Source organism: Aurantiacibacter zhengii (genome assembly GCF_003584125.1).
GTDB classification, from domain to species: Bacteria; Pseudomonadota; Alphaproteobacteria; order Sphingomonadales; family Sphingomonadaceae; genus Alteraurantiacibacter; species Alteraurantiacibacter zhengii.
This window is the reverse complement of sequence record NZ_QXFL01000012.1, coordinates 1-15,033: the sequence shown is the minus strand read 5'-3', so window position 1 is coordinate 15,033 and position 15,033 is coordinate 1. Positions and strand designations below refer to the sequence as shown.

General features: G+C 57.2%; 13 protein-coding genes and 2 pseudogenes. 7 read left to right on the top strand and 8 right to left on the bottom strand.

What is annotated here, in order from left to right:
• Window positions 1-5: 5 nt before the first annotated feature.
• From D2V07_RS17100 to D2V07_RS17090, 3 genes are all read right to left on the bottom strand, one after another.
• The gene (locus D2V07_RS17100) at window positions 6-728 is read right to left on the bottom strand and encodes a polysaccharide biosynthesis/export family protein (RefSeq protein WP_158586878.1); all 723 of its coding nucleotides are present in this window, start codon (window positions 726-728) and stop codon (window positions 6-8) included.
• A 720-nt stretch (window positions 729-1,448) separates the two neighbouring features.
• Window positions 1,449-2,702 (bottom strand): glycosyltransferase family 4 protein, encoded by a 1,254-nt coding sequence (locus D2V07_RS17095; RefSeq protein ID WP_233548496.1) that lies wholly within the window; start codon window positions 2,700-2,702, stop codon window positions 1,449-1,451.
• Entirely contained in the window at window positions 2,699-3,964 is a 1,266-nt protein-coding gene (locus tag D2V07_RS17090) for a nucleotide sugar dehydrogenase (RefSeq protein WP_119588120.1), read from the bottom strand. The genes D2V07_RS17095 and D2V07_RS17090 overlap by 4 nt, the downstream gene beginning before the upstream one ends.
• A 152-nt stretch (window positions 3,965-4,116) precedes the next feature.
• On the opposite strand from D2V07_RS17090, the gene gmd reads away from it, so the two are divergent.
• The 3 genes and pseudogenes from gmd to D2V07_RS17075 all read left to right on the top strand — a co-directional run.
• Window positions 4,117-5,190, top strand: a complete 1,074-nt coding sequence (gene gmd, locus D2V07_RS17085; protein ID WP_119588119.1) for a GDP-mannose 4,6-dehydratase — start codon at window positions 4,117-4,119, stop codon at window positions 5,188-5,190.
• A complete protein-coding gene (fcl, locus tag D2V07_RS17080) occupies window positions 5,190-6,128 on the top strand; it encodes a GDP-L-fucose synthase (RefSeq protein ID WP_119588118.1) in 939 nt (312 codons plus the stop codon). The genes gmd and fcl overlap by 1 nt, the downstream gene beginning before the upstream one ends.
• 328 nt (window positions 6,129-6,456) lie before the next feature.
• A pseudogene (locus D2V07_RS17075) lies at window positions 6,457-6,926 on the top strand (nucleotidyltransferase domain-containing protein); the annotation flags it as partial.
• Between the two features lie 76 nt (window positions 6,927-7,002).
• On the opposite strand, the gene D2V07_RS19240 reads toward D2V07_RS17075, so the two are convergent.
• Both D2V07_RS19240 and D2V07_RS17065 read right to left on the bottom strand, forming a co-directional pair.
• Window positions 7,003-7,416 carry a transposase gene (locus D2V07_RS19240; RefSeq protein ID WP_422614123.1) on the bottom strand — a complete coding sequence of 138 codons (414 nt, stop codon included), beginning with the start codon at window positions 7,414-7,416 and terminating at the stop codon, window positions 7,003-7,005.
• A 440-nt stretch (window positions 7,417-7,856) separates the two neighbouring features.
• Window positions 7,857-8,363 carry a PilZ domain-containing protein gene (locus D2V07_RS17065; RefSeq protein WP_119588117.1) on the bottom strand — a complete coding sequence of 169 codons (507 nt, stop codon included), beginning with the start codon at window positions 8,361-8,363 and terminating at the stop codon, window positions 7,857-7,859.
• A 393-nt stretch (window positions 8,364-8,756) separates the two neighbouring features.
• Between D2V07_RS17065 and D2V07_RS17060 the strand changes: the two genes are divergently transcribed.
• The 3 genes from D2V07_RS17060 to D2V07_RS17050 all read left to right on the top strand — a co-directional run bounded on the left by D2V07_RS17060 (window position 8,757) and on the right by D2V07_RS17050 (window position 10,705).
• Complete coding sequence (locus tag D2V07_RS17060; protein ID WP_119588116.1) at window positions 8,757-9,419, top strand: hypothetical protein; 663 nt, start codon at window positions 8,757-8,759, stop codon at window positions 9,417-9,419.
• Between the two features lie 127 nt (window positions 9,420-9,546).
• Window positions 9,547-9,903, top strand: a complete 357-nt coding sequence (locus D2V07_RS17055; RefSeq protein ID WP_233548495.1) for a thermonuclease family protein — start codon at window positions 9,547-9,549, stop codon at window positions 9,901-9,903.
• A 124-nt stretch (window positions 9,904-10,027) separates the two neighbouring features.
• On the top strand, window positions 10,028-10,705 hold the full coding sequence (locus tag D2V07_RS17050; RefSeq protein WP_119588115.1) for an outer membrane protein: 678 nt from the start codon (window positions 10,028-10,030) through the stop codon (window positions 10,703-10,705).
• An 84-nt stretch (window positions 10,706-10,789) separates the two neighbouring features.
• On the opposite strand, the gene D2V07_RS19035 is transcribed toward D2V07_RS17050, so the two are convergent.
• The 3 genes from D2V07_RS19035 to D2V07_RS17045 all read right to left on the bottom strand — a co-directional run bounded on the left by D2V07_RS19035 (window position 10,790) and on the right by D2V07_RS17045 (window position 14,139).
• Window positions 10,790-10,915: a hypothetical protein gene (locus D2V07_RS19035; protein ID WP_267899770.1), complete on the bottom strand. Its 126-nt coding sequence runs from the start codon at window positions 10,913-10,915 to the stop codon at window positions 10,790-10,792.
• 72 nt (window positions 10,916-10,987) lie between these two features.
• The gene (locus D2V07_RS18445; RefSeq protein ID WP_147367055.1) at window positions 10,988-11,290 is read right to left on the bottom strand and encodes a hypothetical protein; all 303 of its coding nucleotides are present in this window, start codon (window positions 11,288-11,290) and stop codon (window positions 10,988-10,990) included.
• Between the two features lie 1,526 nt (window positions 11,291-12,816).
• The gene (locus D2V07_RS17045; RefSeq protein ID WP_158586877.1) at window positions 12,817-14,139 is read right to left on the bottom strand and encodes an exopolysaccharide biosynthesis polyprenyl glycosylphosphotransferase; all 1,323 of its coding nucleotides are present in this window, start codon (window positions 14,137-14,139) and stop codon (window positions 12,817-12,819) included.
• A gap of 475 nt (window positions 14,140-14,614) precedes the next feature.
• On the opposite strand from D2V07_RS17045, the pseudogene D2V07_RS17040 reads away from it, so the two are divergent.
• A pseudogene (locus tag D2V07_RS17040) lies at window positions 14,615-15,033 on the top strand (UDP-glucose/GDP-mannose dehydrogenase family protein); the annotation flags it as partial.

Sequence of the window (15,033 nt, the reverse complement as noted above, 5' to 3'; positions counted from 1 at the left end):
GCCCCTCAGATTCGCGTAAACAGAGTGAAGACCGGCAAGGCGGTGATGAAGTCCTGCCACGCCTGCGACAAACCGCTAGAGCCGACAACGACCCTGTCGCCCGGTTGGATAACCGGATCGAGCATCGTACCGTCGCGGACGGCAGCATAGTCAAACTTTGCGACGTACATGCCACCTTCCATCTGCCGGAAGATGGCGACATTACGATAATCACTAACTCGCGTTAGTCCATTGGCAAGTGCTACGCTGCCTGAAAGTCTAGTGCCAGGCCGGAATTCGTAGATGCCGGGATTACGGACCGCACCTTCGATGGTAAGCTGATGCGAGCCATACCCCAGAACATTGATGGAGACATTGGGTTCGCGCAGATAACGCTCACCCAGTATCGTCTCGAGCTGGTCGGACAGTTCCGCCGCAGTCACCCCAGACGCACGGATCTCACCGAGCAACGGCAAGGCAATGAGCCCGTCCGCAGAAATCGGGACACGATCAAGAGAGAGGCTTTCTTCCCTGAAGACCGTGACGCTGATGACATCAGCAGGTCTCAGGATGTAATTATTGAAATCTGTCGCGTGATTAAATGATTGCTGCCCCATTTCAGGAATAGCTTGGGCAACAACGGGACCCGCCTCAGCAATCGGATAGGTATTGCAGCCTGACAGCGCGAAGACGAGCGTCAGGATTGCGCCGCAGTTCAGTGTTGGACTGATTGTTCTGCGCTGTCTCACAGTATTCCCCTTACGCATTGTAAAACAGATTCTCGAATTTGTGATGCCTGACGCTCTTGCTCTTGACCAGGTCAAAACATTTTGGTTTTATTCGTATTTCGCAAACTTCGCCGCATTGCAACAAAATCCAGACGCTTAGCCATCGTACGTGTCGCTTGCAATTCGTCAGCGCTCCGGCGAGATAAGCGAGTATGTCCGCTCTTACAGTTATATCATGCCTAGTCTACCTCGTAGTGGCAGCTGTGTTCGCACTCGCAGCAGTCCGTACATCAACGGGCCCCGGCAATGCTGCGACGCAATATGTCTGGCGATTCGGCGTGGCTTTCTTTGTTTTCATGTCGTGCGTCAGGATACTAGGCATCGAAGAATTGGCGAGGAGAACCCTGCGCGGAGCTTTGCGAAAAAGCGAAATATACGAAGAGAGAATCGGGATGCAGGGTCCCGTTGTCGCTGCCATCATACTTTTGATTCCCGCCGCAATTATGACCGTCTGGTGGCTTCGTTCGAATGGCAGCTTCAGGCAATTGTCCCCGATGGCTTTTTGGGCGGCGATTGCAATCGCTGGTTTCGTACCTTTGTTCGCCGTGCGTCTTGCGTCGTTGCACTCACTGGATGCGCTTTTGTATTCAGGAAGCCTGCATCTTAACTGGGTCGTCGATTCCGGCCTGACATTCCTAGCTGGCGCCTGTGCCGGATGGGGGACTCGCAAGCGAAAGGGGCCTACGACCCGTCGAGAAACAATGTCTTGCGGTAGGCGCTGAGAAGTGGCTCGACCTGCCTGTTCCAGTTAAGGTCGATCTCCACGCGCCTGCGACCGAATTGCCCCATCTCTTCCCTGCGAGCGGGATCATCGATCAGTTCGACAATTCTTTCCGCCATGTCCACCGGATCGTTGGGCTTCGCATAGAGCGAGGCCTCCTGCGCCGAGAACCGCCCTTCGGTAACGTCGAACTGTACCATCGCCTTGCCCAGCGACATGTATTCCATGATTTTGTTCATGGTCGACTTGTCGTTCATCGGGTTCACCCGGTCGGGGTTCACGCCGATATCCATTGTGGACAGCACTTCGAACAATTCCTGATCTGGCGCGCGACCGGTGAAATGGATCCATTCGTCCAGCCCGCGTTTGGCCACCATTACCTGCAGATCCGCAAGCGCGGGGCCGCCGCCGACAAGGACGAAGCGGATATCGCGCCGGTCCATGCGGTTCACCAGGTGATCCACTGCGTCGATCAGCAGGTCGATACCTTCCTGCTCTCCCATCACCCCGACATAGCCGACCATGTACGTCTTGCCGTCTTTCCAATGCGGCACGGGCTCGACCGCCTTGAGGCGGGACAGGTCCGGGCCGGAACGGACGACGAAGACCTTTTCCGGGTCCATCCCACCGCGTTCGATGGCAATCGCCTTGTAGCTTTCGTTCGTCGCCATCGAAACGTCGGCTGCCTTGAAGGTCAGCTTCTCGAACAGCACCATCAGCTTCCAGAAGAAGCCGCGCTTGTCGAACTTCGCTTCGTATAGCTCGGGATTGATGTCGTGGTGATCGAAGATGTACTTCACGCCCAGCAGCTTGAACGGCAGCGCCACCAGGAAAATGAGATCGGGCGGATTGCAGCCCTGGATCACGTCGATCCCGCGCTTGAAGTAGATGCGCCATGCCAGCACGGTTTCCCAGAACAGCGCGGCGCCGTATTCCAGCAGGAAACCGAGGGCACCCTTGGCCTCGAGGGGAAGCGGGTGGCGGTGGATGTGAACCCCTTCGATGACCTCGTAACGCTTTTCGAAGCCTTTACCGGTCGGGCAGATAACCGAGACCGTGGCCCCTGCGGCTTTCAGCGTCCGCGCCTCCTGCCACACGCGCCGGTCGAACGGCAGCGGCAGGTTCTCGACGACGAGCAGCACACTCTTGCCCGCGAGCGGCTGGCCTTCGATCTCGGCCGGGAAGGCGAAGTCGTCGGTAGTGGCCCTGTTCACGATATCGTGCTCACGTCCATCACGTTCGAGCGATCGATCCCGAGCTCGTCGACGAGGCGGTTGGTGGCGACCACCCGGTCATAGGTTCCTTCTTCGGCAGCCTGCCTGTCCACCAGCAGCGTCTCGATGGTCGGAAGGAATGCGAAGGCATAGCCAAGGTTCTGCCCCACCAGGTGTTCGGGCTTCAGCGCCGGATCGTAAACATCGACAGCGTAGCCTGCATCCAGCAGCTTGCGGACCAGATCGACGGCGGGGCTTTCGCGCAGGTCATCGGTGTCCTTCTTGAAGGCGAGCCCAACCAGCAGCACCTTCGCGCCCGGCTCCAGCCCTTCGGTCACTTGCAGGAACTGGTGGTGCTTGTGCGCTTCATTGGTACGGATGAGCGAATCCACGAGGTGGGTGTTCGCGCCGATATCGGCCGCGATGTGCTGTAGGGCGCGAACGTCCTTGGGCAGGCACGAGCCGCCAAAGGCTCCACCTGGCCGCGTGTAGTACGGCGATATGTTCAGCTTGGTGTCGGAGACGAAGATCTCGTGCACCTGACTGGCCGAGATATCGAGGTTCTGGCAGACGCGGCCAATCTCGTTGGCAAAGGCGACCTTCACCGCATGCCACGTGTTGTCGACGAACTTGGTAATCTCGGCCTCGCGGATACCGACATGGAATACCGGCGCATCGATGCCGTCGTGCAGCTTTTCCATCATCTGCGAAGGCTGGCCGTCGATCGTACCCAGCACGATCTTGGGTGGCTCGAAATAGTCCTTGATCGCCGTCGCCTCGCGCAGGAACTCCGGGTTGTAGACCAGTTCCACCAGATCCTGCGTCCTGTCTCCCAGCTTGGACCGGAAGATCGGCAGTATTATCTGGTCGGTCGAACCGGGGCGCATGGTGGAGCGATAGGCAACCGTCAGCGGCCTGTCCCGCGCGGGATCGATAGCCTCGGCAATATTGCGGGTGACCTGCGCGATGTAGCTCATGTTGTGGGCACCATCCACGCCGCTGGGCGTGCCGACACAGACGATGGCAATGTCGCAATCGTCAAGCTCGCGGCCGATGTCGCGCACGGCCCACAACCGGCCATCGGCATGGGCGGTCGCGATCAGGTCATCGAGACCGGGTTCGCGCACCGGTGTCTTGCCAGCGTTGATCGTCGCGACCTTGGCTTCGCTGACATCGATCCCGACTACGGTGTGGCCCTGCGATGCGATACATCCAGCAGCCGTACAGCCGACGTAACCCAGACCAAAAATAGCAATTTTCACGTTCGCCCGCCCCGTCGAATAAGTAATTTCTCTGAGGCAGTCCTAAGGCGACAGTACCCCCTTCGGCAAGAATTTATTGCACCGCACAATAAGCGCGGCTTGCAACTTGCTGTCCGATGCGCTTGGAGCGCAAGACGTTACAAGGGATACAAATGGCCAGTTCAATCAAGAAGACAGCCCTCATCACCGGGGTGACCGGGCAGGACGGTGCTTACCTTTCGCACCTGCTGCTCGAGAAGGGCTATGAAGTCCATGGCGTGAAGCGGCGGTCTTCCAGCTTCAACACGGGCCGGATCGAGGATATCTACCAGGATCCCCATGTCGACAACCAGAGCTTCCACCTGCACTATGGCGACCTGACGGACAGCACGAACCTGATCCGCATCGTCCAGGAAGTTCAGCCGGACGAGATTTACAACCTGGCCGCGCAAAGCCACGTCGCGGTGAGTTTCGAAACCCCCGAATACACCGCGAATGCCGATGCCGTGGGCACGCTGCGCCTGCTCGAGGCGATCCGCATCCTCGGCTTGGAAAAGAAGACCCGGTTCTATCAGGCATCCACTTCCGAACTGTACGGACTGGTGCAAGAGGTCCCGCAGCGCGAGACCACGCCGTTCTATCCGCGCAGCCCCTATGCCGCGGCCAAGCTCTATGCCTACTGGATCACGGTGAACTACCGCGAGGCTTACGGGATTCACGCCAGCAACGGCATACTGTTCAACCACGAAAGCCCGCTGCGCGGCGAGACTTTCGTAACCCGCAAGATCACCCGCGCTGCTGCGGCGATTGCTCTTGGCCGCCAGGAGAAGCTCTACCTCGGCAATCTCGATGCCCAGCGCGACTGGGGGCACGCGCGCGAATACGTGCGCGGCATGTGGATGATGATGCAGCAGGACGAAGCCGACGACTACGTGCTGGCGACGGGCGAAACCACCCATGTGCGCGACTTCGTGCTCTGGGCTTTCGAGGATGCCGGCGTGCCCATCGAATTCCGCGGTGAAGGCGTCGAGGAAAAAGGATACGCCCAGAGCGACGGGCGCTGCCGGGTCGAAGTCGATCCCCGCTATTTCCGCCCGACCGAGGTGGAACTGCTGCTGGGCGATCCGGGCAAGGCGCACCAGAAGCTGGGTTGGCGGCACGAAACGTCGCCGCGAGAACTGGCCCGTGAAATGGTCGAGGCAGACCTGAGGATCATGCGCGACGAACCCATCGCCGGGTTCGACTGATGTCTTACGACCTCTCCGGCAAACGCGTCTATGTCGCAGGGCACAGGGGCATGGTCGGTTCGGCCATCGTACGGCGGCTGGCGGATGAAGGCTGCGAGGTCCTCACCGCCGATCGCTCTGTGGACCTGCGCGAACAGTTCGCAGTGCGCGACTGGTACACCGCCAATCGTCCCGATGCCGTGGTGGTGGCCGCCGCAAAGGTTGGCGGCATCCTTGCCAACGACACCTACCCGGCGGATTTCCTGTACGACAACCTGATGATCGAGGCGAACCTGATCGAGGCAGCCTACCGCAACGGTGTCGAAAAGCTGCTTTTCCTCGGTTCCTCCTGCATCTACCCGAAGATGGCGCCGCAGCCGATCCCGGAAGACGCGCTGCTGACCGGCCCGCTCGAACCCACCAACGAATGGTATGCCGTCGCCAAGATCGCGGGTATCAAGCTGTGCCAGGCCTATCGGCGCCAGCATGGCTGCGACTACATCAGTGCCATGCCCACGAACCTCTATGGTCCGGGCGACAATTTCGATCTCGACAGCAGCCACGTCCTGCCCGCACTCATCCGCAAGGCCCACGAGGCGAAGGAAGCGGGCGTGGCATCCATCGAAATCTGGGGCACCGGCTCACCGTGCCGGGAATTCCTGCACGTGGACGACCTAGCGGATGGCTGCGTTTTCCTGCTGAAAGGGTATTCGGGCGACGAGCACGTGAACCTGGGTTCGGGCACCGATATCCGGATCATCGATCTCGCCCACCTGGTGTGCGAAGTCGTCGGCTTTGACGGGGCGATTACGAAGGATACGTCGAAGCCCGATGGCACGCCACGCAAGCTGATGAGCGGAGACAAGATCGCGGCAATGGGATGGCAACCCCGGATCGGTTTGCGCGAAGGCATAAAGGATGCCTACCGCGCTTTTCTTGAAGGGGAACGCAGTAACTGAGGCGAGCAGGGGTCCGCCTTTCGTAGCAGCGGTTCAGAACATGCGACCGGGCACGATTACGGCTTCGCCGGCTGATAGAAATGGAGGTAACCGCTCCGGGAAATTGTCACATGAGACCGCAGAAAGGCGCGCCGAGGTCAAGTAACGCTTTCTTCTCCGACGAAGCGTTTCCCGGCGGATTAAGGCGGGCCGCCTGCTGACGAGGAAATTGTCCGGATCGAATATAACCAGACAGCGCCGCGAGCGGCTGAGACTGAAGTAGATGATGTTTCATGATCCGGACTGGAGAGATGCAACCGTCCCAACTGCTTGCTAAGGGTTATTTGCAATGCATACCGATCTCGATCATTTGCCCCCGCATAAGCAGCGCGAACTCGAGCGGGTGGTGCAGCTGGTATTCGAGGAATTCGACGACGCCTTCGCGCTTGCCAAGCACGAGTGGAAAAAAGCCGGACGCATCCTTCAGGTGATCCTCTACGGGAGCTATGCGCGCGGTACCTGGATCGACGAGCTCATACCGCCAAAGGCTACAGGTCGGACTATGATCTGCTTATCATAGTCAACGACAAGCGGCTGACCGACCGGGTCAAATACTGGGTGAAGCTCGATGACCGACTCATGCGCGAATATGGCGTGACAGGGACGCTCAACACACCCGTCAATTTCATCGTTCACACATTGCAGGAAGTGAACGACGGCCTTGCTCACGGGCGCTACTTCTTTATGAACGAGAAGCGGGACGGGATAGCCCTCTACCAGTCCGACGACACTGAATTGCACACGCCCAAGCCTAAAACGGCCGCATGCGTGCTGCTTTTTTTGCGAACGCGGCTGTCGCCATCTTCGCAGATTTCCGTTCGAGAAATTCAGCCATTCACGCCTGCCAAGCAGCATTCTCGCGAGTCATCCGCATTATTGCCGTCGCGCCGACCACGAGCAGCCGTCGTAAGCAGCCATCGCCCTTCTTGGTGATCCCATCCAGCCGTTTCTTGTCGCCGGAGCTCTTCGCTCGAGGCGTGAGCCCAAGCCATGCTGCGAACTGACGCAAGAATCGGAGCAAAGACGCATCTGGCACCGCCGCTGATTTGGCCGACGCGGTGATCGGACCGTTGCCCGGGATCGTGGGGAGCCGTCGGCTCGTCTCATCGGTGCGGTGCCAAGCGAGTACCTGCGCCTCGAACCGCTCGACCTCGTGGGCTAGCGCCCTAAGTTGGGCAAACAAGCTGTATAGCGCTGACCGAGTATAAACAGGCAGCTCTCCATGCCGCTCATGCAACGTTTTGAGCATCGCAGTCAGCCTGTCGGCACCTATGCCGTTCACAATACAGTACTCAGCCAAGGCCCTCGCAATGCATTTGTGAGCATGGTCCGCTGACGCGCCATCAGGTCGCAAGTCGTGCGAAGCATCAACACTGCCTGCTATTCAACGCTCTCCAATGCGACGAACCGCATCGTCGGACACGCCACCACCTCGCAGATCGCTTCTGCGTCTGCTGTGTTGTCATCCCGCGCTTAACATGGGGCTTCACATAGGCGGGTGGCATCAGTCGAACGTCGTGTCCTAGCTTTATTACCTCAAGAGCCCAATGATGCACCGATTCACATGCTTCAATGCCGACAAGGCACTTAGAAGGTCAGTGAAGAAATCGATTACCTCTTCTCGCCGGAGCTTTTGCCGGACAAGCACGGTCCCGTCGCCTTGATCGCGCGCACTGATTGGGAGCGCCTCTAGCGCAAGCTATATTGCTTCCGAATGTTCTCGAGCACCGCGGGATAGAGAGGATCCTCGAATTTCAACCCCATGGAATGATCTCGCCGCCATCTAACCACGGCCGCAATTGGGCCGACAGCGCCAATCTTGATAGTCACCAGCGAGCCGGGCGGGGCGCCCGAATAATCCTCGATCCGGCATCCACGTGTTGATAGATCAAAGATGGTGACCTCTCGACTTCCCCGTGATCCGTAGAGCTTGCCTATTACAGTGACGTCATACCTGAGCTCGTCCCGCTCTTTCTGCGCTCTATCGGCGGGTTCGGTCTGGACGTTGGTGTTGGCCGTCTTGGGGTTGACTGCAGGCTTATCTACCTGCGCATGAGAAGGGTTAAGCTCATTAAAAAGCTTCTCTGCAGCAGCCCAGAAGTTCTGTTCAGACCCAAGATTTATTGCAGGCTTTCCGTTAAGCCAGCAGGCCCAAACTTCTCCGCCTCGCGATACAAAGAAAGGGTCGTCATTCATCAGGATGATGTCATCTTGGCTTTGAATTCAACTTTCCCGGCCCACTACTGGGATTGACCCTGTTACCGGTCAGCACCAAGCGCGGGCAGTGCTGGAAAACCCCAACGAGTGCAACCGCTTTGGGACACTTGTCTAAGTCGTCAATGGTGCGCAGTCGCCGGAGTTAGCAGAAATTTGATGAGCATCTAATATATACGCGGCGCGTTACCAGCTGCAAGCTATGGACCACATTGCCCGCTCCTGTCCCACCGATCCAGTGAAATCCTGAAAGGCGAAGTGGCATCTTCTGCCGGACACCGCGCGTAAACCATTTTCCATACGGATTCTGAAGTAGTTATGGGGCAGACCATCCTTGTCACGGCTGCGGGGGCCGCTTCTCTAAGGGGGGATTTCATGAAAAGGATTGCTTTGGTCGTCGCACTCGCGGCGACAGTCACCACGCCTGTACTCGCTCAAGACGCGGCTGCGCCTCTCCAGGTTCAGCGCCAGAACGAGGGTAACGCCTACCTGCCGGCCAACACCGAGATTTGGTTGCGGATGAACCAGGACGTTTCAACTCGCGGAAATTCGTGGAATGAAGGTGACACCTTCAATCTGACCGTTTCGGACGACGTGATGCTTGGAGATTACGTCGTCATTCCCGAAGGCAGCAAGGGCGTTGGCCGTATCACGTGGCTGACCAGTCGGGGCATGTTCGGTAAATCGGGCAAGATGGATATCGAACTCGAATACGTAGAAGTCGTTGGTCGCCAGATTCCAGTCAACGTAACCTACCGCCAAGAAGGCGAAGGAAACACTCTGGCTACAGTCGGCGGTGTTGTTCTCGCAGGCGTCTTCGGTGGTTTTATTACAGGTCGTAGCGCCGTAATTCCGGCAGATCGTGAGCTCGCAGCCACCACGGAAAACAATCTCGAACTTTCCATCCCTGCGAGCGCTGTTCGCCGTGAACCGGTGGGCGTTGCACCGATTGCCCCGCGCGGCCCTTCCGCTTCGATCGTGGAGGCCACGCCGGTAACAACAGTTGGAGCCGCGGCTAAGATGGCTCCGCCAGAGTAATCCCGGCGATGCTTAGAGAGCCAAGTGACCGTAGCCCCGAAGGGCCAAGTCTGGTCAAAGACGCGCTCGGCCTCTGTGCTGTCGCTTTGGCGATTATCCTCTTGCCTTCGCTTATAGGCATGCTCGTGTGATCCTCGTTGCCCTCTCGCTCACCTTCGCAGTCTGCCCTGCCGATGGCGTTCGCATCACATGCGTACATGACGGCGATACATTCATTGTTGATCGCGAACGCATACGCGTTGCCGATATCGATACGCCTGAGTTGGATGGGCAGTGCTCCTACGAAAGCGCTCTCGCCGTTCGCGCGCGCGATAGGCTGATGCACCTGCTCAACGGGGATTCGTTCGAGATATGGCGTCAAGGAGAGGATCGATACGGACGCACACTTGCAATTGTTGTAAATCGTAGGGGATCAGTCGGCGATCAGCTCGTACGTGAAGGGCTAGCCCGGACTTGGAGCGGACGGAGAGAAACTTGGTGTTGAGTGGGTGTACTCCTCGCGGCTTGTGGATAACTGAACCTGCGACACACTAATTCTATTTGCTTTTGAACCTCATTCGAATAACCGCGCATCGCCCGCTAAAAGGCTGATTAAAAAGGTAATACTAATGAGGTTTAAGTTTTTCTATCTCGCTACTGCGGCGACCTGCGTAGCGATGCCTGCTTTCGCTCAAGACAACGCAGATATCTCGGGTTTCCGAGTGGAAGTTATTTCCGGCCTAGACCGCGTGTCTACCGGAGCGGACGAAACTTCGGACTTTGACCAGAATGATGACGGACTGATTTACGGTGTTGGCGTAGGTTACGATTTCGATCTGGGTGGATATACCGTGGGTGTCGAGGCTGAAATCGCAGAAGCTACGACCGGCGTATCCGAATCTTACGTTGGCGACCTCGATGGCTACGACGTCGACGGCACGCTCGCACTCGACGCTTCGAAAGATACTTACGTCGGAGCGCGCCTGGGTATGCGGATCAACCGCTGGGCACAAGTCTACGCTAAAGGCGGTTACACGATGGCGAACGCCGAGTTGTCCGCTGTCGGATCGGTCGATGGCACCGCCTATAACGAAGTAATTGATGCTGACCTCGAGGGCTTCCGCGTCGGTGCGGGCCTGGAGGGCAATATCTCGGGCAACTTTTATGGAAAGCTCGAATATCGCTACTCCGCCTATTGCGGCATCTCCGGTGAATACGATGGTGTCTCCCAAGATATCGACGAAGTCTTCGATGTGATTGACGTCAATCGTCATCAGATCGCCGTTGGCCTAGGCTATCGCTTCTAGGTTTATGGAGCTGGCCGTGTCGTCCGATACGGCCAGCATCTTTAGCAACGCGCTGCGCGGTGCTAATTGCGAACCCATTGCGTCTCACGGCACCCCGAAGGTGGCAATGTCTGTTCTCGAACTCGCAGCGATCGCGACTTTGGCGGTGTCGGTGACGGCAATGTGTGCACGGGGACCGAAGATAATACGCAGGCCATCGATATAGAGCATTGTGTCGACGTCGCATTCGACAGGTGGCAAAGTAGATACAGCGGCGAGCTAGTCGATGGCGCGCTTGGAATTCTATCTCGCTGCTATCGGATCTTCTATATTTACAAAGCAATCTTGTTCGGTCGCTGGCCGCGCTTCCAAGATCCGCGATTGTTTAGAACGCTCGTATTCATCAGTGGGTTTCTTGATAGCGTCCGGGGCGGTGGATGGTGACCGGTGGTCACGTCGGACCTTCTGATGCAGGTCGGCGAACTTCGCACGACGATCTGCACGGTCAATTCGGCAGAAGCTTCTTTTAATACCTGCCGTCTCAAGAACTTTCCTGATTACGCTCGGCGTCTCAGATTTCAGCCATGCCGTCATCGGATCGATCATCGGCGGCATGATCGAGCACCCGTCGGCGCAATTTTTATGGATAGGTAGAGCGCACCTTGCCGATCTGTAGGCGCAACGATGCGTGCACCCGAACGAGGCCAGCGGTGGCGCCCCGAACAAAAGCGACGAATACTATCCGAATTGAAGACCGAGGTTCATGACGGCTCTCGGAGTGCTTCGTCTGATCAGGTTTCCACCCGACCGACCATACAAGGGCGGAAAGCGCTGTGACGAGCTTTGCAAGCGCATTTACCGCGGCAGAATCAAGATTGAACATGGAGCCTCCGAATCAGGTGAGACACGATTTGTTCGCCAATCATCCCAGATAGGAAAGTCGCTAGTTCGCGAGCGTTTCATCTTGGCTGTGAAATGGGATCGGCCCGGTTCTAAGCTTTCCAAGGCGATTTGCCGCCTGCTGCTTAATCTCCGCACCCTCGTCTCCCAGAAGTGTGAAAACTCTGCGATCCGAGCTGCGATGAACTCATGACCACCACCGCCGTGGTGTTTCTTGGCCCACAGGGCCGTGCCCGAATTCAGCTTGTCGCGCGTTATTATCGTTGTTCGAGCAATAGCTTCATTGAGTTTTCGCCAAAATGACGATCACGTCAGCCAAGAACACTAGAAGCAGTAGCGCACCAAAGACCGCGCGTCCTTGCGGAGAGTGACTCAAGTGGCCTCAAGGCGCTCTCGGTATCGAGTCAATGCCTCTTCGGCGTCCATGGTGATCACAAGCATCTTCTCGCCGGTCGTGCCGAGGTGCAGATGCTTCAGCCATAACCGGACCTTTTTGCGTATCCTCGGTGTTCAAGGCGGTCATTGGTACCAAGGCTCTCTGTCTCCTCTCCAAGTGGGCGCAAGTCCATTCTACACGAATTGATCGGATGTCGATCCGCGATGGCTAAGGATCGTAACAAGAGTGTAGCCGCAGCGATCTTCACCCTCGCCTGCCCCCCAAAGGATTACCCGCTCAAGCTCCGTACTAGACGATTGTGTGCTGCCTTGGGCTCATGCGGCAACTCCTTTCGCAGCCAGAAATGCATAAGGCGAATAATTCAAACAGAAATGGTCCGGTGTTAAGGTGGCAGAGCAATCCTGTCATAACCCATCATGCAGGAGCGATTTTCGACGGCTCTTGCACTATATGGACGATAGTTGCGAACTGGAAACTTCGGCTGTAGCCTTGGTGGGAAGGCGCGTTTTTTACAGGACCCGTTAGGCGCGTCTTCAACCTCATTGAAGGGACGGTGCGGGAGCTCGGGGTAGCGCTTTATGATGGTTATATCATACCGGTCGTAACATGACCGCTGGCCCCAATTGCGTCCTTCCGGAGCTAAAGCTTCGAGAACAGCGCAACCAACGGCACTCTTGATCCGATTTGAATACCGGCAGAGACGGGGCGCTCTGCAGCCTCTAGTAAGACTTGCATCTCGTGGAAAACTTCGCCTTCCTTATCGCGAACTGCGGGCTCGAATCTAGCCGGTTTGCAGCCGTAGTGTTCATGGGGGGGGGGCTGCGAACTCGAAGGATCAGTACGCATTCGAATGCATGAGAACGCGAAATGTCTTAAGTATAATTTTCAAGTCGAGCCAAGGTGACCACGTACTTATGTATTCTAGATCGTGACGCACGCGTTCTGTCAGGTCTCTGGTTTCGTTTGTTGCTCCGCGAAAGCCCTTTATCTGGGCAAGGCCGGTCAAACCCGGCTTCAGCGAGTGCCTGTCCCAGTATCGCCTGTCGACATGCCAGAAAAGCAGGTCTCCTACCTGGGATCTGATCGCGTGCGGACGAGGCCCGACGATGCTCATCTCGCCGGCGATTACATTGAGCAATTGCGGCAACTCGTCGAGACTGGTCCGGCGAAGAAACTTGCCGACCTTCGTTATACGCTGGTCGTCCCGGGACGTTGACTGGTTCCCGTCCATACCCGCCTTGTTGGGCGTCATCGAACGGAACTTGTAGATTTCGAAGAAACGGTTGGCGCGGCCAACCCGCCTTTGCAGGAAGAATACAGGCCCCCCGTCTTCTACCTTGATGGCAGCAGCAATGAGCAGAAAGAGCGGGAGAAATGCTACGAGCGCGGTAAAACCGAATGCAAGGTCCATCAGGCGTTTGATGACCCGGGCGCGCGCACCAAGCGGTCCCGTGGAAATCACCAGTGTCGTAAATTCTGGCTCCCTTTTGAGGCTCAAGGCCCCCATTTCGAAAAGCGCTTCCGAAACAACCTCACCGTGGACACCGGCCGCGCGAAGGATCTTTGCCCAATTCTGACGTCGATCCATCGAACACGAGACGATAACGCGGTCCATGTTGCTGACCAATTTGCCGACCCGGTCGAGGGCTTCTGGATTGTTCATCTCCGGCGTCAACTCGAGTTCCACCGCATTGATACGATAGGCATTCTGGAAACGCAGCTCGGGACCGTCATCCTGGATGACAAGAATGTTGTGGAAGCCGGGTCCCCAGTAAGCCTCGGCCATACGGAGCGCCAACACCCGGTGCGCGGCCAGAAGCATGCAGGACACCAGCAGACCAAGACTCGAGGCCACTCTCGAAAATTCCGCTGTCGCCTTTGCGAAGAAAAGCACGAATAGGAGTATCGCTGCTGTCAGGATTAGCGCTGTACAAGCCCTTCGGGAAGCTCTCCACCAACTGGTAAGAGCATTCGTCGAAAAAGCGCCCTGGTAAATCGCTACGACAAGATAGAGAGGAATGATCAGTCTTGCAGCCACGCCCAGATTATTGATTGGCAAACCTAGGTACACGATCTCTGTCGCGACGAATGCCGTCAGAATGGCGAAGGCATCCACTATCATCAGATAGAGGGAGAATTGCAGACGCTTGTGTTTCATTGACGGCACGCTAGCCGATGCAGCTCGGGACCCGAAATCCGATCTTGTTTGCGGAGCGTTCAAACTACATCCCCTGCGCTGATCGTGCTCGACCGAAACTGATTGTCCCCAGCTAAATCCTTTAATCATCCTTGTCGGTGTGGCAAGGGGTTCGACTGTATTACTGATGCACCGATCTACTATCAATGCAGTGATCTTGTGGTCGAAGCAAACTGCGATTCGATATTCAGCATTATTCGATCCCTTTGAAAGATAACGGCGAAACCGCAAATTGCGCTCTAGCCGCTCTAGCCGCTCTGGCCTTGGGAGAATTCCAATTCGGTTGATAGTGCAGACAAGGTTGAAAACAGGGCCCTCGCGCCTGTTGACTATTTGAGAGAACTTGATGACACGACAAGGTCTGGCTCAGGCACCCGAGATGCAAAACCGCGGTTCGATTAGGACCTTCCCGAAGAAAGAAAAAGGATAAACCTTCATGCGTATCGTGATGATCGGCACTGGCTATGTTGGCCTGGTATCTGGCGCCTGTTTTGCAGACTTCGGTCACGAGGTTGTCTGCGTGGACAAGGACCAGTCGAAGATCGACGCGCTGCTGGCGGGGGAGATCCCCATTTTCGAGCCGGGTCTGGACGAGCTGGTGGCGCGCAACGTCGAGGCCGGGCGACTGGCCTTCACGCTGGACCTGGCCGAGGCGCTGCCGGGGACGGATGCGGTGTTCATCGCGGTGGGCACGCCCAGCCGCCGCGGCGATGGCCATGCGGACCTGTCGTACGTCTATGCCGCGGCAGAGGAGATGGCCCCGCTGCTGCCCAAAGGCGTGGTGGTGGTCGACAAGTCGACGGTGCCGGTGGGCACGGGCGACGAGGTGGAGCGGATCATCCGCGAGACCGCGCC